Origin of the sequence: Streptomyces sp. NPDC050509, from assembly GCF_044457965.1 — a bacterium.
Classification (GTDB): Bacteria; Actinomycetota; Actinomycetes; order Streptomycetales; family Streptomycetaceae; genus Streptomyces.
In genome coordinates, this window is the sequence record NZ_JBITHL010000001.1 from 244753 (window position 1) to 269625 (window position 24873).

At 74.0% G+C, this 24873-nt stretch carries 12 protein-coding genes; 6 read left to right on the forward strand and 6 right to left on the reverse strand.

What is annotated here, in order from left to right:
• Positions 1–5 precede the first annotated feature (5 nt).
• Together ACIBJC_RS00870 and ACIBJC_RS00875 are read left to right on the forward strand one after the other, a co-directional pair.
• On the forward strand, positions 6–1439 hold the full coding sequence (locus ACIBJC_RS00870) for a cytochrome P450 (protein WP_399285910.1): 1434 nt from the start codon (positions 6–8) through the stop codon (positions 1437–1439).
• Positions 1357–3312 carry a methyltransferase gene (locus tag ACIBJC_RS00875; protein ID WP_399285912.1) on the forward strand — a complete coding sequence of 652 codons (1956 nt, stop codon included), beginning with the start codon at positions 1357–1359 and terminating at the stop codon, positions 3310–3312. Before ACIBJC_RS00870 ends, ACIBJC_RS00875 begins: the two co-directional genes overlap by 83 nt.
• Here ACIBJC_RS00875 and ACIBJC_RS00880 read toward each other — a convergent pair.
• The 5 genes from ACIBJC_RS00880 to ACIBJC_RS00900 all read right to left on the reverse strand — a co-directional run bounded on the left by ACIBJC_RS00880 (position 3281) and on the right by ACIBJC_RS00900 (position 8076).
• A complete protein-coding gene (locus tag ACIBJC_RS00880; RefSeq protein ID WP_399285914.1) occupies positions 3281–4597 on the reverse strand; it encodes an MFS transporter in 1317 nt (438 codons plus the stop codon). The genes ACIBJC_RS00875 and ACIBJC_RS00880 overlap by 32 nt on opposite strands.
• Complete coding sequence (locus ACIBJC_RS00885) at positions 4594–5133, reverse strand: helix-turn-helix domain-containing protein (protein ID WP_399285916.1); 540 nt, start codon at positions 5131–5133, stop codon at positions 4594–4596. Before ACIBJC_RS00885 ends, ACIBJC_RS00880 begins: the two co-directional genes overlap by 4 nt.
• A 32-nt stretch (positions 5134–5165) precedes the next feature.
• The gene (locus ACIBJC_RS00890) at positions 5166–6002 is read right to left on the reverse strand and encodes an ABC transporter permease (protein ID WP_399285918.1); all 837 of its coding nucleotides are present in this window, start codon (positions 6000–6002) and stop codon (positions 5166–5168) included.
• Positions 5999–6613, reverse strand: coding sequence for an ABC transporter ATP-binding protein (locus tag ACIBJC_RS00895; protein WP_399285920.1), 615 nt, complete (start codon positions 6611–6613; stop codon positions 5999–6001). Before ACIBJC_RS00895 ends, ACIBJC_RS00890 begins: the two co-directional genes overlap by 4 nt.
• Before the next feature lie 146 nt (positions 6614–6759).
• Positions 6760–8076: a wax ester/triacylglycerol synthase domain-containing protein gene (locus ACIBJC_RS00900; RefSeq protein WP_399285922.1), complete on the reverse strand. Its 1317-nt coding sequence runs from the start codon at positions 8074–8076 to the stop codon at positions 6760–6762.
• 556 nt (positions 8077–8632) lie between these two features.
• Between ACIBJC_RS00900 and ACIBJC_RS00905 the strand changes: the two genes are divergently transcribed.
• From ACIBJC_RS00905 to ACIBJC_RS00920, 4 genes are all read left to right on the forward strand, one after another.
• Entirely contained in the window at positions 8633–9787 is a 1155-nt protein-coding gene (locus ACIBJC_RS00905) for an SDR family oxidoreductase (RefSeq protein ID WP_399285924.1), read from the forward strand.
• Positions 9788–9865: 78 nt separating this feature from the next.
• Positions 9866–11449, forward strand: a complete 1584-nt coding sequence (locus tag ACIBJC_RS00910; RefSeq protein ID WP_399285926.1) for a PfaD family polyunsaturated fatty acid/polyketide biosynthesis protein — start codon at positions 9866–9868, stop codon at positions 11447–11449.
• Complete coding sequence (locus ACIBJC_RS00915; protein ID WP_399288025.1) at positions 11446–17601, forward strand: SDR family oxidoreductase; 6156 nt, start codon at positions 11446–11448, stop codon at positions 17599–17601. The genes ACIBJC_RS00910 and ACIBJC_RS00915 overlap by 4 nt, the downstream gene beginning before the upstream one ends.
• A gap of 102 nt (positions 17602–17703) precedes the next feature.
• On the forward strand, positions 17704–24273 hold the full coding sequence (locus tag ACIBJC_RS00920; RefSeq protein WP_399285928.1) for a beta-ketoacyl synthase N-terminal-like domain-containing protein: 6570 nt from the start codon (positions 17704–17706) through the stop codon (positions 24271–24273).
• 77 nt (positions 24274–24350) lie between these two features.
• On the opposite strand, the gene ACIBJC_RS00925 is transcribed toward ACIBJC_RS00920, so the two are convergent.
• The gene (locus tag ACIBJC_RS00925; RefSeq protein WP_399285930.1) at positions 24351–24869 is read right to left on the reverse strand and encodes a LuxR C-terminal-related transcriptional regulator; all 519 of its coding nucleotides are present in this window, start codon (positions 24867–24869) and stop codon (positions 24351–24353) included.
• Positions 24870–24873: the final 4 nt, after the last annotated feature.

Sequence of the window (24873 nt, forward strand, 5' to 3'; positions counted from 1 at the left end):
AGTGGATGGAAATGGAAAATGGCAGACCTCTGGATCCGCTCACCCGGCGCCAGCAGATCCGCAATGCGAGCGCCTTCGAACAGGACCCGCTGGAATTTCTCCGCTGTCAGCTCCGACTGCATGGGGACATATTCCGCTTCAGCAACACCCTGACGGTGTTCCAGCACCCCGACCACATTCACGATATTTTCGCCGACACCCATGGCGCCTTCGCGCTGGGCGCCGGCGAGGCGGCCGGAGAGGGCGGCGTCACCGGAGGGCAGGCGTGGATGAGCGCCCGCGCGGACAGCACCCATCTCCTCGGGACCTCGGCGGCACGGGCCTCCGGCGAGTCCGTCGCGGCGGCCTTCCAGGCGCACTTCGCGCGCCACGCCGACTCCGAGATCGACGTGGTCGACACGTTCTTCGACATCTGCGGCAGCACCGTCGCCGACCTGTGCGCCGGGCCGTACGGGGAGCGGCTGGAGCGCGCCGCGGCCGACCACCTGCGCGCGCTGCTGGCGGGGGCGGCCACCTCCGGGCTGCTGCCCTCCTGGCTCCCGCTGCCCCGTGCCCGCCGTATCCGCACGACCGGCGCGGAGCTGGCGGAGCTGATCGACGACGCCGTGGCGCGCGGCGCGCCGCCCGACGACCCCGAGGCGCGGAACTTCCTCCAGGTGCTGGCCGCGCGAGGAGACGAGCTGGGCGGCCGGCTGCCCGCGATGATGCGTACCCTGCTGGTCGCCTCCCTGGCCTCCCCCGCCGCGGCTCTCGCCTGGGGGGTACGGGAACTCGCGCTCCGCCCCGCGGAAGCCGCGGCCCTGCGCGAGGAGATCGCCTCGGTCGGCCTCGCCGGGATCGTCCGGGACCCGTTGCGCGCCGCCCCGCTGAGCGTGGCGTTCGCCAAGGAGGTGCTGCGGTTCCACTCCCCCGCCTGGCTGCTCCAACGGGACGTGGTCCGGCCGGTCACCGTGGGCGGCGTACGTCTGGAGCCCGGCGAGCGGGTGGCGTTCAGCCTCTACCTCCTCCACCACGACGACCGCTGGTGGAGCGAGCCCGGGACGTTCCGCCCCGACCGCTGGCTGGCGGACGCCCCCGCCCACGCACCGCGCGCGTACCGCCCCTTCGGGGGCGGTCCCCGGATCTGCGCCGGAGCCCAACTGGGCATGGTCCAGATGGTCTGCGGGATCACGACCCTGCTCGCCCACTACGACATCGACGCCCCGGGCGCGGCGGCTCCGCCCGGCAGACCGGAGGCCGTGCGGGCGCCGTCCGGCCTGCGGGCCACCCTGCGGCCCCGCCCGGCCCCCGCACCGCCGGCAGGTGGCGGTGACGGTTGCGGTGGAAGAGAAGGACGGAAGGACGGAAAGGCACAGAATGGAACCGACGCTCCGCTCCGAGGAGATCGACGCCGCGCTGCTGGACCACCCCTGCGTACGCCAGGCCCTGACGACCGGTGACGGCAGCGCCTCGTACGTGGTTCCCCGCGCCTGGGCCGGGGAGGAACTGCGCCTGGAGCAGCTCAGCGACTGGCACCAGGTGTTCGAGTCCCTGTACGCGGACCCGGAGCCGCTGCCGCTCGGGGAGCACTTCGGCGGCTGGTTCAGCACCTACGACGGCAGCCCCATCCCCCTGGAGGAGATGCGTCAGTGGCGCGACGCCACGGTCGCGCGTGTCCGGGCGCTGCGCCCCCGCCGGCTGCTGGAGATCGGCGCGGGCAGCGGGCTGCTCCTCTCCGAACTCGCCCCGCACTGCGCCGAGTACTGGGCCACGGACTACTCGGCGCGCGCGGTCGCGCTGCTCGACGACCGGCTGCGCGAGCACCCCTCCTTCGCCGGGCGGGTACGGCTGCGGTGCGTTCCCGCCCACGTCGTCGACGGACTGCCGGCCGGTCACTTCGACACCGTCGTCCTCAATTCCGTCATCCAGTACTTCCCCGACGACGCCCATCTGCTCGACGTCATCGGCAAGGCGCTCTCGCTCACCGCGCCCGACGGCTCCCTGTTCCTCGGTGACGTGCGCACCGCCACGCTCGAACGGGGCTTCCACTGCGCGGTCCGGCTCAGCCGCGACGACGGCACGTCGGACCGGGCCACACTGCTGCGCGGCCTCGCCGACGGGCTGGCGCAGGACAAGGAACTCCACCTCGACCCCGGGTTCTTCGCCGCGCTGCCCGCCGTGTTCCCGCGCATCACGGCGGTCGACCTCCAGATCAAGGAGGGGCGGGCGCACAACGAGCTGACGCGCTACCGGTACGACGTCGTGCTGCGCACCGCCCGTCCGACGGTCGACCTCTCCGCCGCCCCGCGGGTGCGCTGGAGGGAGGGCGCGCACACGCTCGCGGAGGTGGTGAAGCTGCTGACCGGGCACGGCCCGGGGGCGGCCCTGCGTCTGGAGTCGGTCCTGAACGCCCGGATCACCGCCGAGACCGCCGCGCTGCGCGCGCTCGACGCGGGCGCCGATGTCGCCACCGCGAAGGCGCTGCTGCGCACCGCACCGCCCCCCACGGTGCCCGATCCTGACGCCCTGCGGGCACTCGGCGCCCGCCTGGGCCACGCCGTGACCGTCACCTGGTCGCCCCTCGACCCCACCGCCCTCGACGCGGTGTTCTGGCGGGGCGCGGAGGGGCCGGACGGCGAGGAGGGTGCTCCGGTTCCGTCCGGCGGCTACGCCCCGGCACGGCCGCCCGCTCCCGACCGCCTGACGGAGTACGCGGCCACACCGGCGGTCATCGACCCGACGGCGCCGCTGGCCGCCGCACTGACGGCCCACCTCGCCGAGCGGCTGCCCGAAGGACGGCGCCCCGGCGCCGTCGTCGTCCTGCCCGAACTCCCGGCCGCGGACCGGCTGCCCGCGCCGTTCCCGGTGGAGCACGACCCCCGGCCGGACGCCTGGGCGTGGCGACCGCTGCCGGACGGCCGTGCCGAGGTCTCGCTGCGCCTGGTGGGCCGGGTGGACCGGGGGGCGTGGCTGAGCGCGCTGCGGGCGCACCTGGGCCCCTCGGTGCTCCTGCGGGCCCGTAACGCCACCGTCGGGGCGCTGCCCCGGCTGACCGGGGAACTGCCGGACGAGTCGGCGGCGCTGTTCGTCCTCGGCCCCGAGGAGCACCGGCTCACGGTCGTCTCGCGGCGCCCGGAGGCGTACGGCGCGGGCGCCGGTCCTCTCGTACGCGGTGTGGTGGCGGCGTACCACGCCCACCGCACCGGCCGGGCGGAGCCGCCGGGGCCCACGGCCGCCGGCTCCGGCACGGAACCGTCCGGCCCGGTCGGTGCGCGCTTCACACTGCCGGGCCTCACGGTCCTCACCCCGCCGGATCCCGCGTCGGCTCGGTAACGGCGACGGTGCCGGGTGCGACGGCCGCCGCACCCGGCGCCTCGGCGTCCATCAGCCCGCCCTTGACGGTCAGCGACCGGACGTCCTTGCTGCACAGCGCCGCGACGGTGGCGAGAAGGACCAGGCACACGCCGCCGAGAAGCGTCGCGCGCGACCCGAAGCGCTCGGAGAGGGTGCCTGCCGTCATCTCGCCGACGGGCAGGGCGAGGATCGAGCCGAGCATGTCGTACGAGTAGACCCGTGCCAGCCGGTCGGGCGGGACGTTCTCCTGGAGCGACACGTCCCAGGCGACGCCGAACTGCTCCAGTGCGAGGCCGTTGAGGAACATCGCCACCACCAGCAGCGCCAGGGGAGCCGCCTCGGCGAGCGCGATCAGCGGCAGGGCGTCGAGGGCCACCACGGCCACGCCGATGCGCAGGGCGTGACGGGAGCGGGAACGGCCCACCACGAACCCGCCGATGAGCGCGCCGGCCATCTGTGTGGCCAGCACCAGCCCCCAGGCGGTGCGCCCGTAGGTGCTGTTGGCGATGGTCGGCCCGAGCACCTGGATGCCGCCCGCGGTCACGGCGTTGACCACGAAGAACTGGAGCACCACCACCCACACCCAGGTGCGTGCGGTGAACTCCTTCCATCCTTCCCGGAGTTCGCGCAGCGGCTGGGAGGGCGCGTCCGGCGTCGGCTTCGCCCGGGGCACGCGCACACCGTGGTAGGCGAGGGCGGCGCCCGCGAACACGACGGCGTTGGCGGCCATACCCCAGCCGGGGCTGAAGACGGCCGTGATCATGCCGCCGACCGAGGCGCCGACGATCATGCCGGTGTTCACACCCATGCGGCTCAGGGCGTTGGCGGCGCGCAGTTCCCCGGCCGGAACGGTCTGCGGGACCAGCGAGGCCGACGCGGGCATCGACACGGCGGCCACCGCACCGTTGACCACGCTCAGCAGGATGAGCACCCCGAGCGAGGCGGCTTCGGTGAGCAGCACCACCGCGACCGCCGCCTGCACCGTCGCGGCCGACAGGCTGGACCCCTGGAGGATGAGGGAGCGCGGCACCCGGTCGGCGAGGATGCCGCCGAAGAGGACGAGGAGGACGTTGGCGATCGACCGCGAGCCGACGACGATCCCGACATCGACGGCGGAGCCTGTCATGTCCAGGACGGCGAAGGCCAGGGCGATGGGCGCCATGGAGTTGGCGCAGTGCGTCATCGTGCGGCCGAACACCAGGTTGCGGAAGTTCCGGTGGCGTAAGGACGCCAGAACGGAAGCGTTCTCAGCTCGCTCGGTCACTCTGAGGTCCCCTCTCGGGCCATTTCGAACAGCATGAGCGTCGCGCTGGCACGTACGGTCCCCGGCGTGTCCGGCGGCCGGGCCTCGGCGTGCATGATCACCCCGAGCTCCGCGGCGAGCTCCCGCACCCGCTGCCACGCCTCGGGGGGCAGCCACAACTCGGCGTCGGTGAACGCCCCCGGCGACCCGGCGACCCGCTCGCGGCTGCGGCGCCGCAGTTCCTCGGAGAGGGCGGCGGCCAGGCCCGCGTAGTCGTCGAGTGATCCGCCGGAGACGGACTCCCCACTCGCCGGATTGTGGCGGTACCGCTTGGCCCGGCCGCCGCGCACGGAGGTCTCCTCGACCATCTCCAGCAGGCCGGCGGCGTGCAGATGGCGCATGTGGTAGCTGACATTCGCCTGCGACTCGCCCAACTCGCGCGCGGCCTCACTGGCGCTCATGGCATGCGCTGTGAGCAGGGACAACAGGCGCAGGCGCAGCGGATGAGCCAGCGCACGCAGCCCGCCGAGCTCCGCGCGTCTCTCGGCAGCGGACATGCCACGAGTATCCGGCCCCGGTCAGCGCACTGTCAAACACTTCTTTTGGGGCTGTCGGCCCGGTCCGCGTTCGACCCGGTGGGGTCCGGGGGACGCCGCTTCCGTGCCCGTGGGAGCGCGTCGCGGGTACGCCGGCGGAAGACCAGGAACGCCGCGAACGCCGCGCCGGTGAGCCAGAGGAGCTGGATCGCGAGGCCCTGGGCCACCGACGCGGTGGAGAAGGCCGCGGACATGCTGGCCTGCACGGCCCCGTACGAGGGCAGGAAGCGTACGACGGCGCTGTCCGATCCGGAGCTGGAGAGGGGGTTCTGGAGCGCGACATCGAGGATGCTGATCATCAGGATGGCGAACATCCCCTCCACTTCCCGGCCGAGCACCGACCCGAAGACCACACCGAGCGCACCGTAGGTCAGGGCGGCACAGAACAGCCCGGCGGCGAGCATGAGGGGCTGCCGGGGGGACCAGGCGAAGCCGGCCGCCGCCGTGGCGTACGCGGAGATCGCGGCACAGACCAGGGTGAGCGCGGACAGCTTGGCGAGCACCAGGTGGAAGCGCGGGTATCCCGCCATCGCCAGGCGCCGGTCGAAGGCACCGCCGGTGAAGGTGGCGGCGAACATCATGAACCCGGCGATCAGGGTGACCGCGTTCAGCGCTCCGGTGATCTGGGTGAGGTGGTTGCCGGGCGGGGACAGCACCTCGCCCGTGGCCCGCAGCCGGAAGGGCGCAGGCCGGTCGGGAATGGTCACGTAGGCCAGGGCGATCCAGACGGGGATGTACACGACCACCAGCAGCATCGCGAACCGGTTGCGGGCGTGCCCGATCAGCGCGTACCGGGAAGCCGTGGTGAACAGGGCCCAGTGCCTCCTCATACCGGCGCCCCCGATCCCCGGTCCTGGCGGGTGAGGCGTCCGTCCTCCAGGCGCCACAACTCGTCCAGCCGGTCGACGTCGTACGCCAGGTGTGAGACGACCAGCACCGAGCGTCCGGCGTCGCGCAGAGCCGTCGCCAACTCCCAGAAGCGCAGATACGTCTCCCAGTCGAAGCCCTGGTACGGCTCGTCCAGCAGCAGCACGTCCGGGTCGTGCATGAGCGCCAAGGTCAGGTTCAGCTTCTGCCGCGAGCCCCCGCTGAGCACCCCCGCGCGCCGGTCGAGGTACTCGGTGAGGGCCAGGGCCTCCATCACCTCCTCGGCCCGCCGCAGATCGGCGAGCCCGAAGGCGTGCCGGAAGAGGTCCAGATGCTGGCGGACGGTGAAGGAGTCGTCCAGGACCACGGACTGCGGGCAGTAGCCGAACCTCCCGCTGTGACGCACCGAGCCCCGGTCGGGACCGAGTTCACCGGAGAGGATCTTGAGCAGCGTCGTCTTGCCCGCGCCGTTCTCCCCGACGATCCCGGCGAGGACCCCGGGCCGCAGATGGAGGTCGACGCCTCGCAGGACGGCGTGCCGACGGTAGGAATGATGCACTTCTCTGACGTCCATCGGGCCGCTCCGTCCCTGCGGGTCTTCCGGTCTTCTGGATTTCCGCTTCGGTCTTCCGTCTTCAGGTCTTCCGTCTTCGGGGCTTCGTCGTCAGGTCTTCGTCGTCAGGTCTTCCGGATGGCGGCGGAAACGGCGCCGCACACCGCTCACTTGGGCGTCGGGGCCTCCTCCAGTTCGGCCACGGCCCGCTCCCACAGTCCCGGCAGCGACTCCCCGAGGGGAAGGGCCCGGTCGGCCACGAAGGACACCTCGGCCCAGGTGTCGAAGAAGGACAGGCCCACCCCGAAGAGGTGTCCGGGCACGAGCAGCGGGAGCAGGGCGGTTCCCGTCACGTGGGTGTCCCCCAGGCTGCCCTGGTCGGCGAGCGGCATGGAGGTGGCCATGACGTCGGTGACGCGCGGTGAGGTCACCCGTCGCAGGTACCACTCGGTCGGACGGCCCGGCATGAACCGGACCATGTCCTGCATGGCCTGTCGCCAGGTCTCACCCCGCAGCTTCCGGGTCCTCGCCATGACGCGGTCCACCCGCCACAGCGGCGGGTCGCCGTCCTGGGAAGCGTCCGCGCCTTTCGGGCCCGTCCGTACGGGCAGCTCCAGGGGCAGGGCGAAACAACGGTTGCCCCAGGTCTGATCCTCGTCGGAGCGGCGCGCGTCGACGGGTACCAGTGCCGTCACCCGTGGGAGCGGTACGCCGGACCGCGCCGACCAGGCCGCCAACGCACCGGCGAGCGCCGCCAGATGGACGTCGTGGGCCGAGCCGCCGCGCGCGGCGCCGATCCGGCGGAGGGCGTCCGCCGGTACCCGGCCGCGCCACAGCCGCCTCTCGCCCGTGGGGACGAAGGGGAGGGCCGGACGGGGGCCGCGGACGACGAGGGGGCCGGCCGCGAACTTCACGGCCAGCCCGACGGCCAGGCCCACCCGTCGGGGCAGGTCGGCCCGGCGGCCCTTCCCCGGCACCGGGCGGGCCGAGGGCTCCCCCTCACCCAGCATGGCCCGGAACGTCATCGCGGCGGCCGACCCGTCCTGACAGGCATGGCGGAAGCGGTAACACACCGCGTACCGGTCGGGCACGTGACCGTGGACCAGCCAGGCCCCCCAGTAGGTGCCGGGCGCGAACGGGGCGTTGAGCGCGGTGTGCAGGGCCGAGTCCCACTCCCCGGGGCCGTCGGCGACCACTTCGTGCACATGCCGGTCGACGGCGAAGTCCGAGTCCGGCCGCCACCAGGGGCGTCGCGGACCTCCCTCGACCCGGCTCGTCTGCAAGGGCAGTTGGGGGAGGCGGAAGCCCACGTACGCGCGGAAGTCCGCCAGGCTCGGGGGCGGACCGCTCAGATACGCGACGCCACCGGCGTCCCAGCGGGCGTCGGGGTGGCGGCGCTCCATGCTGAGGAACGCCCGGTCGAGCGCGTGGGCGGGGTGGCGGGGCGAGGGAACGGACGGGGCTGACGGTACGGACTCGGGCATCGGACCACTCCAGTTCGAGCCGACGGCGGCGGGCAGGCGCGTGGCGGGGCAGGTCGGTGACGGGGCAGGTCGGTGACGGGACGACCGGGACCGGCGCTCCGCCCGGCCGGCCGGGGCGCGTCACACCCTGCACCGGACCGCGTGCGGATCGGCACGGGTGCCCGTCCGGACGTGATGGACGCCCGTTTATATCCGGCTGCGGTGGACCTCCGTACCCGCCCGGCGCCCCGGAGTGTGCGCCGGCCCCGTCTCGTATCCGGCCCGGCGCGGCCACCCCGACCGCCGACCAGCGTCGCGCGCCTCGGGACCACACCCCGCCCGGCGCCCGCGAAACCACCCGAAAGGAGGACAGGGCCGTGGGCGGTCGGTACGGCAGGAGCCGCTTCCGCACATCCGTACAGTCGACCGCCCTGACCTGCGACGGGACTCCCGCAGAACCCTCCTGGCACGCCCCGGGCCATGGCGCGGGTACTCCGTTCAGGTGAGGAGGAGGAATCGGGGCTCCGCCACCGCCCGCCGCCTGGCACTGTGTGCCTTCTTCGAAACCTTTGGAGTCATGGCCGTGCATGTCGCCCTCACCGGCGCCACCGGATTCCTCGGACTGCGCCTGCTGCGCCGTCTGCTCACCACGCACCGGTCGGTGACGGTCCTGGCCCACGCGGGCTCGGGTGACGCGCTGCACCGCATCACCCGGTTCTTCGAACTGACCGGCGCACCCGCGGCGTTCACCACCCCACTCGCCGACCGGCTGCGAGTGGTGGAGACCGAACTGGAGCGGCCCCGGCTGGGCCTCTCGGGGCGCGCCTTCCAGGAACTGGCCGACGGTCTCGGCGCGATCTGGCACAGCGCGGGCAGTATCAACCTGGAGGGAGACCTCCCCGAACTGCGCCGGACCAACGTCGAAGGCACCCGGCACGTACTGGAGTTGGCCGCCGCCGGGCGCGGGCGGCCCGTGGTCCACCATGTGAGTACCGCTTTCGTGGCCGGGCGGCGACGCGAGGGCGTGGCGTACGAGGACGAACTGGACGACGCGTACGGCTTCGAGAACGCCTACGAACACTCCAAGTACGAGGCGGAGAAGCTGATCCACGCGTGGTCCCGGGAGCACGCCCGTCCGGTCGTGGTGCTGCGGCCGAGCATCCTGGTCACGGACCTGCCGCCGCACGCGGAGCTGCCCGCGCATCCGCTCCAGGTCGTCGAGCGGATCATGCGCGACGCGCGGCGCACCGCCGGAACCAGCGGCCAGAGCCGCGACGGCCGCCCCCGGGTCCGGCTGGTGGGGCATCCGCACGGCCGGCTGAACCTGCTACAGGTGGAGCACGCGGCCGAGGTCATGGTGCGCCTCGCCGGCCGGACGCCCTCGGGCGGGGTCGACACGTACCATGTCGTCCACGACCGTGACGTGCCCGTACCGACGATCGTGACCCTGCTGGAACGGCTGGCATCGGTCTCGATCGAGCTGGTCGCCACGGAGCCGGACGACCCGTCGGCGCTGGAGTCCCTGCTGGAGTTCTACCCGGGGCTGACGGCCTATCTCGCCCATCGGCGGCGCTTCGACGACACCCGGGTCAGGACCCTGCTCGGTCCTTCGGCGGCCTCCGGCCGGGTGGACCTCGATTATCTCCACTCCGGCCTGACCGCGAGGGACCACGTCCCCGCCGGGCCGGCGGCCCCGCCCACGACCGACTTCCCCTCCGGTCACCATCCCTGAGTGTCCGTCAGCACCCCCTCGTGAACCGTCCGTACTCCTGAATGACCGTGAGACCCGTCTCTCCCGCTGGAGCCCTCCGTGTCCGTTCTCGTCGCCTCCGACGCCCTCGCCGCGTCCACGCCGATCTTCTCCCCCGAGGGGATCGCCGCCCGTGCCCGGCTCATCCGGGAACCCGTCCATGTCGTCAGCGGTCCTGACGGACGTGAACTGGGGCTCGCGACCGGTCCCGTGCCCGGCGGCCCGGTGCTCGGTACGCTGCCGCCGCTGTACCCCGAGTGGCTCGGCGGGCGCACCTTCTGCGAGGCGCACGGCGTCCGTTTCCCCTATGTCGCGGGCGAGATGGCGAACGGCATCGCGACGACCCGGATGGTGTCCGCGATGGCCCGTGCCGAGATGCTCGGTTTCTTCGGCGCCGGCGGCCTGGCCTACGAGGACGTGGAGCGGGCCGTGCGCACACTGGCCGACGAGTTGCGCTCCCACCGGAACTGGGGCGTGAACCTCATCCACTCACCGGCCGAACCCGAGTTGGAGTTCCGCGTCGCCAAGCTGCTGCTGCGCTGCGAGGTGCCCCGGATCTCGGCGTCGGCGTTCATGGAGCTGACCCCGGCCGTCGTGCTGTGCTCGGCCCGGGGGCTGCGCCGGGGCCCGGACGGCGCAATCGTCCGGCGTACCCGGATGCTCGCCAAGGTCTCCCGCCCCGAGGTCGCCGAAAGGTTCCTCTCGCCCGCCCCGGCCGCACTGCTGGACCGGCTCGTCGCCCAGGGGGAGCTGACGCCTCAGGAAGCGGAGTGCGCGGCCCTCGTGCCGGTGGCCGAGGACATCACCGTGGAGGCCGACAGCGGAGGGCACACCGACAACCGGCCGCTGTCGGTCCTGCTGCCGAGGATCGCCTCGCTGCGCGACACACTGTGCCGGCGGTTCGGCTACCGCCGGGCGGTCGGGGTCGGCGCGGCCGGCGGGCTGGGCACACCGGACGCGGTCGCCGCCGCGTTCGCCCTCGGCGCGTCCTACGTGGTCGTCGGTTCGGTGAACCAGACGGCCATCGAGGCGGGGCTGTCCGACGACGCCAAGGCGATGCTCTGCGCGGCGGACATCGCCGATGTGGCCATGGCACCGGCGGCGGACATGTTCGAGCTGGGCGTCCATCTCCAAGTGCTGTCCCGGGGAACGATGTTCGCGCGGCGGGCCGGCCGACTCCTCGCGGCGTACCGGGCGCACGGTTCGCTGGAGGAGATCCCGCCGGCGGTGCGCGCCCCGATCGAACGGGACGTCCTGCGCGCCCCGTTCGACGAGGTCTGGCGGCACACCGTCGCGTTCTGGGAGCGGCGCGACCCCGCCGAGATCACCCGAGCCGCGTCCGACCCGAAGCACCGTATGGCGCTGGTCTTCCGCTGGTACCTGGGCAGTTCGAGCCGATGGGCGATCACCGGCGAGTCGGCCCGGCGCGCCGACTACCAGATCTGGTGCGGTCCGGCGATGGGCGCGTTCAACCGGTGGGCCGCTGGCACCTTTCTGGCCGAACCGGCGAACCGGTCCGTGACGCAGATCGCGCTCAACCTGCTCGAAGGCGCCGCGGTACTCACCCGCGCCCACCAACTGCGCACCTACGGAGTCCCGTTGACGTCCGACGCGTTCGCCTACACGCCGTGCGCGCTGGCATGAGCGGCCCCGGCGCCTCCGATCCGTCAGCTCCCGCCGCCCCACCCCGAGGAGAGACCGTGACCGCCGCCGCCCCTCGCCAGGTGCCCGTCGCCGTCGTCGGTGTCGGCGCCCTCGTGCCCGGCGCGAGGGACGCGGCCGGCTACTGGCGGATCGTGACCGGCGGCCAGGACCTGATGACCGAGGTGCCGGCCTCCCGCTGGCTGGTGGCGGACCACTACGATCCGGACCCGGCCGCCCCCGACAAGACGTACGCCCGCCGGGGCGCGTTCCTGCCGGACATCGACTTCGACCCGATGGCGTACGGGGTGCCGCCCACCAGCCTGTCCGCGACGGACACCTCGCAACTGCTCGCCCTGATGGTGGCCGATCAGGTGCTGACCGACGCCGGTGGTCCGGCGGGACTGGACCGGGACCGGATCGGCGTCGTCCTCGGGGTGTCCGCCCTGGAACTGCTGTCGCACATGTACGGGCGCACCGAACGGCCCGTGTGGTTCAAGGCGTTACGGGAGAGTGGACTGCCCGAGGCCGAGGCACGGGCCGTGTGCGACCGCATCGCGGCGCACTACACGCCGTGGCGGGAGTCGACGTTCCCCGGGCTGCTCGGCAATGTCGTCGCGGGCCGGATCGCCCACCGGTTCGATCTGCACGGCACCAACCACACCACCGACGCCGCCTGCGCCAGTTCCCTGGCGGCGCTGTCCACCGCGGTCGGCGAGCTGGCGCTCGGCCGGGCCGACCTGGTGATCAGCGGTGGTGTGGACACCGGCAACGGAATCGGCATGTTCCTGTCCTTCTCCAAGACGCCCGCGCTGTCCCCCAGCGGCGACTGCCGGCCCTTGTCGGACACGGCGGACGGCACGATGCTCGGCGAAGCGGTCGTCATGTACGCGCTGAAGCGGCTGTCCGACGCCGAGCGGGACGGCGACCGCGTCCACGCGGTGATCCGGGGCATCGGCACCTCGTCCGACGGCAGGAGTTCGGCGATCTACGCGCCGCTGCCCGACGGGCAGGCCCGGGCCCTGCAACGCGCCTACGAGGAGGCGGGCTACGGTCCGGGGACCGTGGAGCTGGTCGAGGCGCACGGGACCGGCACCAAGGCCGGGGACACCGCCGAACTCGCCGCACTGAACGAGGTGTTCGGGGCGTCGGGGCGTACGGACGGGCAGTGGTGCGCGATCGGCTCGGTCAAGTCGCAGATCGGTCACACCAAGTGCGCGGCGGGCGCTGCGGGACTGCTCAAGGCGGTCTTGGCCCTGCACCACAAGGTGCTGCCACCGACCATCAAGGTCGACCGGCCGAACCCGGCGGCAGCCGCGCCCGACGGTCCGTTCTACGTCAACACCGAGGCCCGCCCCTGGGTACGGCCCGCCGGTCACCCGCGCCGGGCGTCGGTGTCGAGTTTCGGCTTCGGTGGCAGCAACTTCCACGTCACGCTGGAGGAGTACGTGCCCTCGGGCACCCCGGGCCGGGTGGCACCGCGCCACCGCACGGCGCCGAGCGAACTCGTCCTGTTCAGCGGCGCGTCGCCGTCCGACCTGGTGGCGCCGGACACCGGGGACGGCCGTTCGCTGGCCGCGCTCGCGCGGGAGAGCCACGGCGCGTTCTCGCCCACCGCCCCGGTACGGCTGGCCGTCGTCGCCACCGGCGTCGAGGAGTTGCGGGAGAAGTACGCGCGGGCGCTCACACTGATCCGGCAGCGGCCCGGCACGGCGTTCTCCACACCGACCGGTGTCCGGTACGCCTCGGGGACACCCACGCCCGGCCGTATCGGCTTCCTGTTCCCGGGACAGGGGTCCCAGTACGTCGGGATGGGCGCCGAACTCGCCATGCTGGCACCGGCCGCACAGGCCGTGTGGGACGAACGGGGCGGCACCGGGTTCGACGGACCGCCGCTGCACCGGATGGTGTTCCCGCCGCCCGCCTTCACCGACGAGGAGCGCGCGGCCCAGCGGGAGTCGCTGGCCGCCACCGAGTGGGCGCAGCCCGCGCTCGCGGTGCACGCGCTCGCGCTGCTGGAGGTGGCAAGGTCCCTGGGGCTGCGGCCCGACTGCGTGGCGGGCCACAGCTTCGGTGAGCTGGTGGCACTGCACTGCGCGGGTGTCCTGGACGCCGGGTCGCTGGTCGCCGTGGCCCGCAGACGCGGTGAGCTGATGCGGGACGTGGCCGCCGCGCCGGGCGCGATGCTCGCGGTGGCGGCGGATCGCGCGCGCGTGACGACGGTACTGGCCGGGGGCGGACTCGGCGACCTCTGGCCCGCCAACCACAACTCCCCTCTTCAGACGGTACTTTCAGGGACGGCGGAGGCAGTGGCGCGTGCCGAGAGGGCCTTTGCCGCCGAGCGGGTCGGCACCCGCCGACTGACCACCTCGACCGCCTTCCACAGCCCACTGGTCGCCCCGGCTTGTGAACCGCTCGCCGCGTTCCTGCGCACGGTCCCGCTCACGGAGCCCCGGATCGAGGTCTACGGCAACGCGGACGCGGCCCCCTACCCGGCCTCGCCCGACGAGGTACGCCGCCGGATCGCCGGCCACCTCGCCTCGCCGGTGCTCTTCCAGGACCAGATCGAGGCGATGTACGCGGCGGGGGTCCGGACCTTCGTCGAGGTCGGCCCGGGCACCGCGCTGACCGGCCTGGTCGGACAGATCCTCGGCGACCGCGAGCACGCGGCCGTCCCCCTGGAGCGGCCGGGCCGGTCCGGGATCAGTACCCTGCACACCGCGCTCGGCGCACTCGCCGTACGCGGTGTGCCCCTCGATCTCGCCCCTCTCTGGGCGCCGTACGCCCCGCCCGGAACTCCGGCGAAGGAGCGCGCGCCCCGGATGACCGTGAAGATCAGCGGAGCCAACCACGGTCAGCTCTACCCGCCCCTCGGCGGAGCCGCCGAACCACCGCCGCCCGCGCCGAAAGCCCCGCTGGAGCGACAGCCGCAGCCCGCCCCTGGCCCCGCTCCCGACCCCAGCACCGCTCCCGTTCCTGTTCCTGTTCCCGACACCATGGCGGTTCCCATGCCCTCGTACTCCTCCACCCCTCGCCAGGCGCCGGAGCCACCGGTGTACGAAACGGAGCCCGCCGATGCCGCGGTGCCCGGCTACGGCACCGTGCCCGGGGCCACCGTCGGCGCCGACTGGTACGCCGCGGTCGAGAGCGTCCAGCGGCAGACCGCGGAGGCCCACGCCGCCTGTCAACGCATGCTGACGGACAGCCATATCGCCTTCCTGCGGATGACCGAGACCACCCTGTCCGCGATGCTCGGGATGCCCGGCGGGCAGGCGATGCGAGGAGTGCAGGGAGGACCGGGAATCCAGGGCGTCGGGGATCAGCGGGCCGGCGGGGTGGCCGAGGCCCCGGCTTCTCCGGCTCCTCCGGCTTCTCCGGCTTCTCCGGCTTCTCCGGCTTCTCCGGCTTCTCCGGTGCCGTTGCAACTCCCCCGCCCCTCGGCTCCGCCTCCGGTACCGGCGCCCCTGGCCCCGGTCACGGCCGCAGCGGCTCCGATGGCCGCACCCGCACCCGTATCGTCCACCGCTGAGGACCGGACACCGGCCGTCGCCGGCGCACCCCTGTCGGCGTCGGAGCTGGAGGAGCTGCTGCTCTCGGTGGTGGCCCGGCTCACCGGCTATCCCGTGGAGATGCTGGGCGTGGACATGGAGCTGGAGGCGGATCTGGGGGTCGACTCCATCAAGCGGGTCGAGATCCTCTCCGCCGTACGCCGGCAGGTCGGCGACGTCGCGGCGGGGGATGTCGGTCAGCTCGGCAAACTCCGCACCCTGCGCGAGATCGTCGATGCGCTCACCGCGACCACCGCCCCCGAGGCTCCCGCCCCGCCTGTCAACGCCGAGGCCGGGCCGGAGGCGGCGCTGACCAGGCTGGTGCCGCGCGCGGTGGAGTCACCGGCGGCGGGTCTGGCGATGGCGGGGCTCCTGGACGGGCCGCTCGTGGTGACCGGCGAGGGCCTCGACGGCGGCGATCTCGCCGGCCTCGTCGCACGGAAGCTGGCGGAGCGCGGCGTGGACGCCACCGCTGTCGCCGAGGTGCCCGAGGACGCGCGCGGGGTCGTGCACCTCGGCGCACTGACCGCGGACGGTACGCCGGACGAGGCGCGGGAGGTCCACCGGTCGGTGTTCCGCGCGGCGCGCTCGGTGGCGGCCCGAGCGGCGGAAGGGGGCGGGCTGTTCGTGACCGTGCAGGACACCGGGGGCGACTTCGGGCTCGGCGGCCACGCGCCCGACCGCGCCTGGCTGGGCGGTGTCGCCGGTCTGGTCAGGACCGCGGCGAAGGAGTGGCCGGGCGCCTCGGTCAAGGCCGTCGACTGCGAGCGGGGCGGCCGGGACGACGAGGCGGTCGCCGAGGCGGTCGTACGGGAACTACTCGTAGGCGGCCCCGCCACGGAGGCCGGTCTGCGCGCGGACGGTACGCGCACCACCCCCCGGGCGGTGCCCGCGCCGGTGACGCCCGCCGCCACGCGGCGGATCACCTCCGCGTCGGTGATCGTGGCCACGGGAGGGGCCCGCGGGGTGACCGCCGCCGCGCTGCTGGACCTGGCCAGGACACACCGTCCGCGGATCGTGCTGCTCGGCCGGACGGAACTCGCCCCCGAACCGGACGGGCTGGCGTCGGCCGGTGACGAACCGGCGCTCGTCCGGCTGCTCGCTGAGCGCGCCGCGGAGCACCCGGTGGTGGAGCGCTCAGCGGAGCACCCCACCACCGGCACGGCGGACTCCTCGCCCGCCCGGATCACGGCACGGGCCCGGGAGATCCTGGCCGCGCGTGAGGTACGGGCGACGCTGGCCGCCCTGGCGGCGGCGGGGTCTCCCGTCCGGTACGTCCAGGTCGACGCCCGCGACGGCGAGGCACTCGCCGCCGCACTGCGCGAGGTACGCGAGGAGTGGGGGCCGGTCACCGGCATCGTGCACGGTGCGGGGGTGCTGGCCGACCAGCGGATCGTCGACAAGACCGACGCGCAGGTCGAGCAGGTGATGTCCACCAAGGTGGACGGTCTGCGCGCGCTTCTGGCCGCGACGGCGGACGATCCGCTCGACGTCATCTGCCTGTTCTCCTCGGTGGCCGCCGTCTACGGCAACGTGGGGCAGGGCGACTACGCCATGGCCAACGAGGTCCTGGGCCAGGTGGCCTCCGCCGAGCAGGCCCGCCGGCCCGGCTGTCTGGTGCGGTGCGTCGCCTGGGGCCCGTGGCAGGGCGGTATGGTCACGCCGGCCCTGGCCGCGCACTTCGGCCGGTCCGGGGTTCCGCTCATCCCTCTGGAGCGGGGCGCCGCCGCCTTCACCGCGGAACTGGACGGGACGACCGGCGAGGCGCGGGTCGTCCTGGCCGCCGGGGACGATCCGGCGGCCCTGTCCCCCGTCGGCGACCCTCCCCCGGCACAGGTGCTGGTCCGGGCGGACACCCTGCCGCACCTGGCCGACCACGCGATCGCCGGGGTTCCCGTACTGCCCGTGGCGATGGTCCTGAACTGGTTCGCCGGGGCGGCCACCGCCTGGCGGCCGGATGCCGGACCGCTCGTCCTGCGGGACCTGCGGGTGTACAAGAAGTTCGCCCTGCCCGAACTGGCCGGTGAGGGACACCGGTTCACCGTGCACGGGGTTCGGGGCGCGGCCGGTTCGGCGGCGGGGCTGGAGGCGGAGCTGCGGGGCGCGGACGGCGTGACGCACTTCCGGGCCGTGCTGGACACCGGTGCCGTGGAGGCGGATCCGGCCGCCTGGGGCAGCCCGGACGGCCTGGAGCCGCTGGACCGCGCCGAGTTCTACGACGGAGAGGTCCTCTTCCACGGCCCCCGGTTCCAGGCCGTCCGCACGCCGCACGGTGTCTCGGAGCACGGCGCCGAGGCGACCGTCGCGGGCGGGCGCGCGCTGGGCTGGACGGCGGAACACGGGCCGCTGGACCCGGCCGCCGTGGACGGCGCGCTCCAACTCGCCCTGGTCTGGGCGCGGAACGCCGTCGGCGCTGCGACGCTGCCGATGGCCGTCGCGGAGTGCAGGGTGCACCGGCGCGGCCCGGTGGACGGCACCGTGCGGTGTGTGGTGCGGGGCCGTAAGGCACACAGCACGGGAGCGCGCTGCGACGCGGCACTGATCGACGCGGACGGGTCGGTCCGTCTGGAACTGCTCGGCGTGGAACTCGTCAGCCGTCCCTCCTGAACGACCCGCGCGACCCACCGCCCGTCCCCGTCCCCATCCCCATCCCCATTCCTGCCCCGCCCCGCCCCGCCCCGCCCCGCCCCGCCCCGAAGTGAGACGCGCATGGAATTCGAACCGATCGCCGTCGTCGGCCGGGGCTGTGTGCTGCCCGACGCCCTCGATCCGGACACGTTCTGGGACAACATCGCGGCGGGCCGCAGCAGCCTGTCGGCCGTCCCCGAAGGCCGGTGGCGGCTGCCGCACCGCTGGGCCACGGGCTCGGTGGGCGACCACCTCGACCGCACCTATTCCGACATCGGCGGGTACGTACGGGGGTTCGAGTCCGTCTTCGAGCCGAGCGGCCTGCGGATCGCCCCGGAGCGGATCCTGTCGCTGGACCCGCTCTTCCACTGGGTCATGTACGGCGTCCGCCAGGCCCTCACGGAGGCGGGCCTGGCGGGCCCGCTTCCGCGCGCGGGGCTGGTGCTGGGAAATCTGTCCTACCCCACACCCATGGGGGCGGCCTTCGCCGAGCACCTCTGGCTGTCCGCGCAGCGCCCCCCGGTCCGTGACGCCCTGCTGACGGGAGAGCGCCGGGTGCGGCCCGACGCCCGTAACCGCTTCTCGTCCGGACTGCCCGCCCACCTCGCGGCCCGCGCGCTCGGACTCGGCGCGGGCGCGTGGTCCCTCGACGCCGCCTGCGCCTCCTCGCTGTACGCGATCAAGCTGGCGTGCGACCAACTGCACGACGGCACTGCGGACCTGATGGTGGCGGGAGCGGTGAGCCGGGCCGATCCCCTCTATCTGCAGGTTGGGTTCTGCGGGCTGTCGGCGACGAGCCGCACCGGGCGCAGCCGGCCCTTCCACCGGGACGCGGACGGGCTGGTGCACGGCGAGGGCGCCGGGTTCGTCGCCCTGACCCGGCTGTCCGAGGCACGCGCCGCCGGGCTGCCCGTGCTCGGCGTGATCCGCGGTGTCGGGCTGTCCAACGACGGGCGCGGCGCCGGGCTGATCAGTCCGGCGGAGGAAGGCCAGGTACGGGCCATGCGCCTGGCGTACGACGCGGCGGGCCTCGCACCCGGGAGCGTCTCGCTCATCGAGTGCCACGCGACGGGGACGCCGGTCGGGGACGCGGTGGAGGCGCGCGCCATGGCCCGGGTCTTCGGGTCCTGTGACGATGTGCCCATCGGTTCGGCGAAGTCGAACGTCGGGCATCTGCTGGCCTCGGCGGGGGTGGCGGGGCTGCTGAAGGTGCTGGGCGCGCTGCGTACGGGGATCCGCCCGGCGACGCTCGGCGCCGAACGTCCGCTGGACGCGCTGGCGGGCACACCGTTGCGGGTGCTGACCGCGCCGGAGCCGTGGCCGGGGCCGCGCAGGGCGGCGGTGAGCGCCTTCGGATTCGGCGGGACCAACGCCCATCTGATCGTGGACCTCCCGGACGACGGCGCCCCGGTGTCCGCCGTACGCTCCCCGGCGCACCCGGTGTCCGCGGCGCCCGCCCCGGCCCGGGTACGGGACGCGCCGGGCGGCCGTGGCCCGGTGGCCATCGTCGCCCTGGGCGCCCGGGTCGGCGACGGGACCTGCACCGAGGACTTCCGCCGGGCGGTGCTGGGCGGTGAACGGCGCGGGCCCGCAACGGAGATCGCCGTGGAGCTGTCGGACCTGTGCTTTCCGCCGCTCGCCCTGGAGCGGACCGTACGCCATCAGCTCCTGGTGCTGGAGGCAGCCCGGGAGGCCGCGGGAACGGTGTCCCTGCCCCGCGAGCGGACCATGGTGGTCATCGGTATGGGGGTGGACCCGGAAGTGGCGCGGGCCGGGGCACGCTGGCGGGTTCCGTACTGGCTGGAGCAGGCCGGACCGTCCGGCGCGGTACCCGCCACGGCCCTCGCCCAGGACGCCTTCGTGGGGCCCATGACGGCGGAGGCGGTGGTGGGAAGCATGCCGAATCTGGTGGCGAACCGCATCAGTACCCAACTCGACCTGGCGGGGGCGAGTTTCGCGGTGTCGGCGGAGGAGGCGTCGGGTCCGGTGGCGCTGGAGGTCGCGGCCCGGGCCGTCCGGGCGGGAGAGGTGGACGCCGCGCTCGTCGGTGCCACCGATCTGTCCCACGAGGTGGTCCACCGGGCCGCGCTGGAGGAGCTGGGGCACGAGAGCGAACCGGGGGACGCCGCCGTCGTCCTGGTCCTCAAGTCCCTGGAGACCGCCCGCAGGGACGGCGACACCGTCATCGCGCTGCTCGACGAGGAACCCGTCGCCCCGACCGCTTCCTCCGCCCCGGCCGACGTGCCCGACATGGTCATCGGGGACGGCCCCGACGCGGTGTTCGACCCGGCGTCGGCCTTCGGCCGCGCGCACGCCGCGTACGGGCTGGTCTCCGTCGCGGTCGCCGCGCTCGCGCTCCAGCACCGCGCGGTGCCGCGTCCGGGCGGGCCCGCGGACGCCGGGGCCGTCGCACACACCGCGAGGGTCGTGGTGACACCGATGGAGGGGCCTGTCGCGAGCGTCCGGCTGCGCGCGGGGGACGCCCGGCCGTGGCTGCGAGGACGGGCTCCGCGCCTGCACGTCTTCTCCGGAGCGGACCGCCGGGAGGTGCTGGCGGCGCTGGAGTCCGACGTGCGGTCCGACGCGGGACCGGCCCGACTGGCACTGGTGGTCGACGACGCCGCGTTGCCGGGCCGCAAGGAGGCCGCCCGCCGCTGGCTGGCCGAGGGCGGAATCCGTCCGGCGGATGTGCTGTACCGGGACCAGCCGGTCACGGGGCGGACGGCGTTCGTCTACACCAACGGCTCGGCCGCGTACCCGGGGATGGGCCATGAGCTGATGCTCGCGCTGCCGTCCCTCGGGGAGACCGTCCGGGCCGGGCACGGGGCGATCGGCGCCCGGCTGCGCTCCCGGACGGAGCGGGGCGTGTTGGACCAGATCTGGGACGCCGCCGAACTCGCCGTCTTCCACACCGTGCTCTCCCGGGAGGTGCTCGGGCTGCGGCCGGACGCCGCTGTCGGGTACTCCTCGGGCGAGTCGGCCGCGCTGGTCGCCCTGGGGGCCTGGCCGGACGCCTCGGGTCTGTACGACGCCACCCTGGACAGTGGGCTGTTCACCACAGAGCTCACCGGTGAACTCCGTGCGGTCCGGCGTCACTGGGCGCGGCTGGGGGTCCAGGGCTCCCGCTGGGCGACCCATCTCGTCAACGCGCCCCTGGAGGTGGTCCGTTCGGAGCTGGCCGGTGAGGTCGCGGTCCACCTGATGGCGGTGAACGCGCCGGGGGTCTGCGTCATCGGCGGCGAGTCCCGCGCGTGCGCGGCCGTCGTGGCCCGGACCGGCGCCGACCGAGCGATCGAGCTGGACTACGAACTGGCGGCTCACGCACCGGAGTTGACCGAGGTGCAGGAGGCGTGGCGCACGGTGCACCACCGGCCCACCATGGATGTCCCCGGGGTGCGGTTCTACAGCGGGGCCACCGGACAGTCGTACCGGCCGACGGCCGAGCGGGCCGCCGAGGCCCTCACCGCGCAGGGGCTGAACACGATCGACTTCGCGGCCACGATCGAGCGGGCGTGGGCCGACGGTGTCCGGGTCTTCGTGGAGCACGGTCCGCGCAAGCTGTGCACCGGCTGGGTCAAGCGGGTGCTCGGCGACCGGGAGCATGTGGCCGTCGCCCTGGACGCCCCGGACGACACGGGGCTGCGGCAGTTGTGCCTCGCGGTCGCCGAACTCGTCGTCGCCGGGGTGCCGGTACGCGCCGGTGAACTGTTCGCCCGGCTCGCGGACGCCGCCACCGAGGTCCCGCGCCCGGGGCCCACCGTCACCGTTGCCGTACCCCCGGCTCCGTGTCTGTCGTTCGTGGAGCCGGCGGTGGTGACCCTGCCCCGGGCCCCCGAACTGGTGCCGGTCCCGGAGCGGGAGGCCGGTCGGCCCGACACGCCGGCCCCCGGGCCCCGGTCGGCGGGAGTGGCCGAGCGGGCGGGAGCGGCGGGGGTCCGTGCCGCGGTCGTCCGGCAGAGCCTGCGGGTCGCCGCGCTGCACCAGGAGATCATGGCCGTACACACCGACGCCCACCAGCGCTTCCTGCGGATGTCGGCCCTGGCGGTCACCGCGCTGACGGCCGCCGGGCCCCTCCCCGCACGGGCGCCCGGCCTTCCGGCGCCGCGTCCGGCCGCCGGGGCACTCGTCCCCGTACGTCCCGAGCGGCTGCCGGAGACTCCACCGGCGCCCGCCCAACTCGTGCGGCCGGGGCCGAAGTTCGACCGCGCCCAGTTGGAACACCTCGCCTCCCGGGAGATCTCCGCGCTGTTCGGCCCCCGCTTCGCCGAGCAGGACGCGTACGCGGTACAGACGCGGATGCCCGAGCCGCCCATGCTGTTCGCGGACCGGGTCACCGGCATCGACGCGGTGCCGGCGGCGCTCGCCACGCCCGGCCCGGTACGCACCGACGGGAGGATCTGGACCGAGACCGATGTCCTGCCCGGCAGTTGGTACCTGGACTCCACCGGGCGGATGCCGGCCGGGCTGCTGATCGAGGCGGGCCAGGCGGACCTGCTCCTGCTCAGTTGGCTGGGCGTCGATCTCCTCAACCGGGGCGAGCGCGCCTACCGGCTGCTCGGCTGCGAGGTGACGTACTACGGCAGCCCTCCGGAGGCGGGGGACACCCTGTGCTACGAGATCCACATCGACGGCCACGCGGAGCACGACGGTGTCCGGCTGGCCTTCTTCCACTACGAGTGCTTCGTGGACGGCGAGTTACGGCTGAGCGTGCGCGAGGGCCAGGCCGGGTTCTTCACCCCGCGGGAGCTGGCCGACGGTGGCGGTGTGCGGTGGGACCCCGCCGAACACCCGCCCGGCGACGGCCTGCCGCTCGACCCGCCCACCGTACGGTGCGGGCTGACCCGCTTCGACGCGGAACGCGTCTCGGCCCTGGCCCAGGGCCGGCCGGCGGACTGCTTCGGGCCCGGCTGGGGGACGACGGCGGCCCACGTCCGTCCGCCGGGGCTCGACGACGGCCGTCTGCGGCTGATCCACGAGGTGACGGCGTTCGACCCGGCGGGTGGGCCGTGGGGCCGCGGCTATCTGCGGGCCGAGACCCCGCTGTCGCCGGACGACTGGTTCTTCGCGGGGCACTTCAAGAACGACCCCTGCATGCCCGGCACCCTGATGCTCCAGGGCGGTCTCCAGGCGATGGCGTTCTATCTGGCGGCCATGGGCTTCACGAGGGACCGGGACGGCTGGCGCTTCGAGCCGGTCGACGGTCACCCGTGCCGGACGATGTGCCGGGGACAGGCCACCCCGTCGGGCCGGCGGGTCGTCTACGAGGTGTTCGTACGCGGCGTCTCGGCCGGCCCGGTGCCCACGCTGTACGCCGATGTGCTGGGCTCGGTGGACGGTGCGAAGGCGTTCCTGGGCCGCGATGTGGCGCTGCGGCTGGTGCCCGACTGGCCGCTGTCGCAGTGGCGGCGCTCGGGCCCGCCCGCCGTACAGGCCGACGCCACGCCGGTACCGCTCCCCCTGCTCGGCGGGCTGGCCGGGCACCGGGAGGAGAAGCCCGTGGCGGCGGCGTCCGACGGACTCCCCTTCGGCTACGCCTCGCTGCTCGCGTGCGCCTGGGGCAGACCGAGTGAGGCGTTCGGCGCCGCGTACGAGCCCTTCGACGGCGCCCGGAGGGTCGCGCGGCTGCCGGGCCCCCCGTACCACTTCATGAGCCGGATCGTCTCGGTGGACGGGCCGCAGGGCGGTATGCGGGAGGACAGCGGTGTCGTCGCGGAGTACGACGTACCCGCGCGGGCCTGGTACTTCGAGCAGAGCGGCGGCCGGACGATGCCGTTCGCGGTCCTCATGGAGATCGCGCTGCAACCCTGCGGGTGGCTGGCCTCGTACGTGGGCAGCGCGCTGACCAGCGACACGGATCTGCGGTTCCGCAACCTCGACGGGACGGGGACGGTCAGCGGTGAGGTCACCCCGGCGACGGGCACGGTCCGCACCCATGCCGTACTGACCCGTGTATCCCGCGGCGGGGACATGATCGTCGAGTCCTTCCGGGTGACGTGCACGGCCGACGGCGCCCCGCTGTTCGAACTCTCCACGGTCTTCGGCTACTTCCCGGCGTCCTCCTTCGACCACCAGCCGGGCCTCGCGGTGGCGGTGGAGGACCGGGCCCGGCTCGACGAGCCCTGCGGGCGCCCGGTCGTCGATCTGACCGGGCGGCCCGCCCGGTACTTCGCCGGGGAGCCGCGGCTGCCGGGCCCGATGCTGCTGATGCTCGACCGGATCACCGGCTCGTGGCCGGACGGGGGCCGCGCGGGGCTCGGCCGGCTGCGGTCGGAGAAGGACGTGGTCCCTGACGAGTGGTTCTTCCGGGCGCACTTCTTCCAGGACCCGGTGCAGCCGGGGTCGTTGGGGCTGGAGGCCATGTGCCAGTTGCTCCAGTACCACCTGCTCGAACGCGGCGCCGCCGACGACGTCCCGTACCCCCGGTTCGAGCCGGTGCTGCCCGGACGCGAGACGGTCTGGACGTACCGCGGCCAGATCACCCCGGACAGCCGGCTGATCCGGGTGGACCTGGACATCGTCGAGTCCGGTACGGACGCGCGGGGCCCGTACACGCTGGCGGACGCGTCGCTGTGGGGGGACGACACCTGCATCTACCGGGTGCGCGGACTGGGCATGCGCATCGTCTCCGACGCCGCTCCCGCGCCCCGCTGAGCAGCCGGAACGGTCCCTGTCCGACGTACGCGGTCCGGCCGGGTCGCTCCGGTGCGGTGCGGTCCGGCCCGGTGTCGTCAGGGCACGATGCGGGCCAGGTCCACTGTCGACTGGATGTCGAGCTTGCGGTAGATCTGGCGCAGGTGGAAGCCGACGGTGTGCCGGGAGATGAACAGTTCGCTCGCGACCTGGCGGTTGGTCAGCCCCTGTGCGACGAGCCGGGCGACCTTGGCCTCGGTGCTGGTGAGGCTGTCCCAGCCCGTCTCGGGCCGGGTTTCGTGGCTCCAGTGCCGGCGCCGGACTCCGAGCCGCCGCAGCTTGCGCCGAACCCGCGCCGAGTCCCATTCGGCACCCGCCTCCTCGTAGATCACCATCGCCCGGTTCAGTTCCTCGACGGCCTGCTCGCGGTCGGTCTCACGCCGTCGTGAGCCGAGGTCCTCGGCAAGCGAGGCCATCATCCACGGATCGCCGTAGAGCTCCCCGAGCCCGGCGAGCGCGGCGAGGTCGCCGTCCAGCAGCGCCCGGCCGTGCCGCGCCGCCGCCACCAGCGGGCCGTGACGCTGATTGACCGAGGCGATCTCCTCGGCGGTGACCACGATC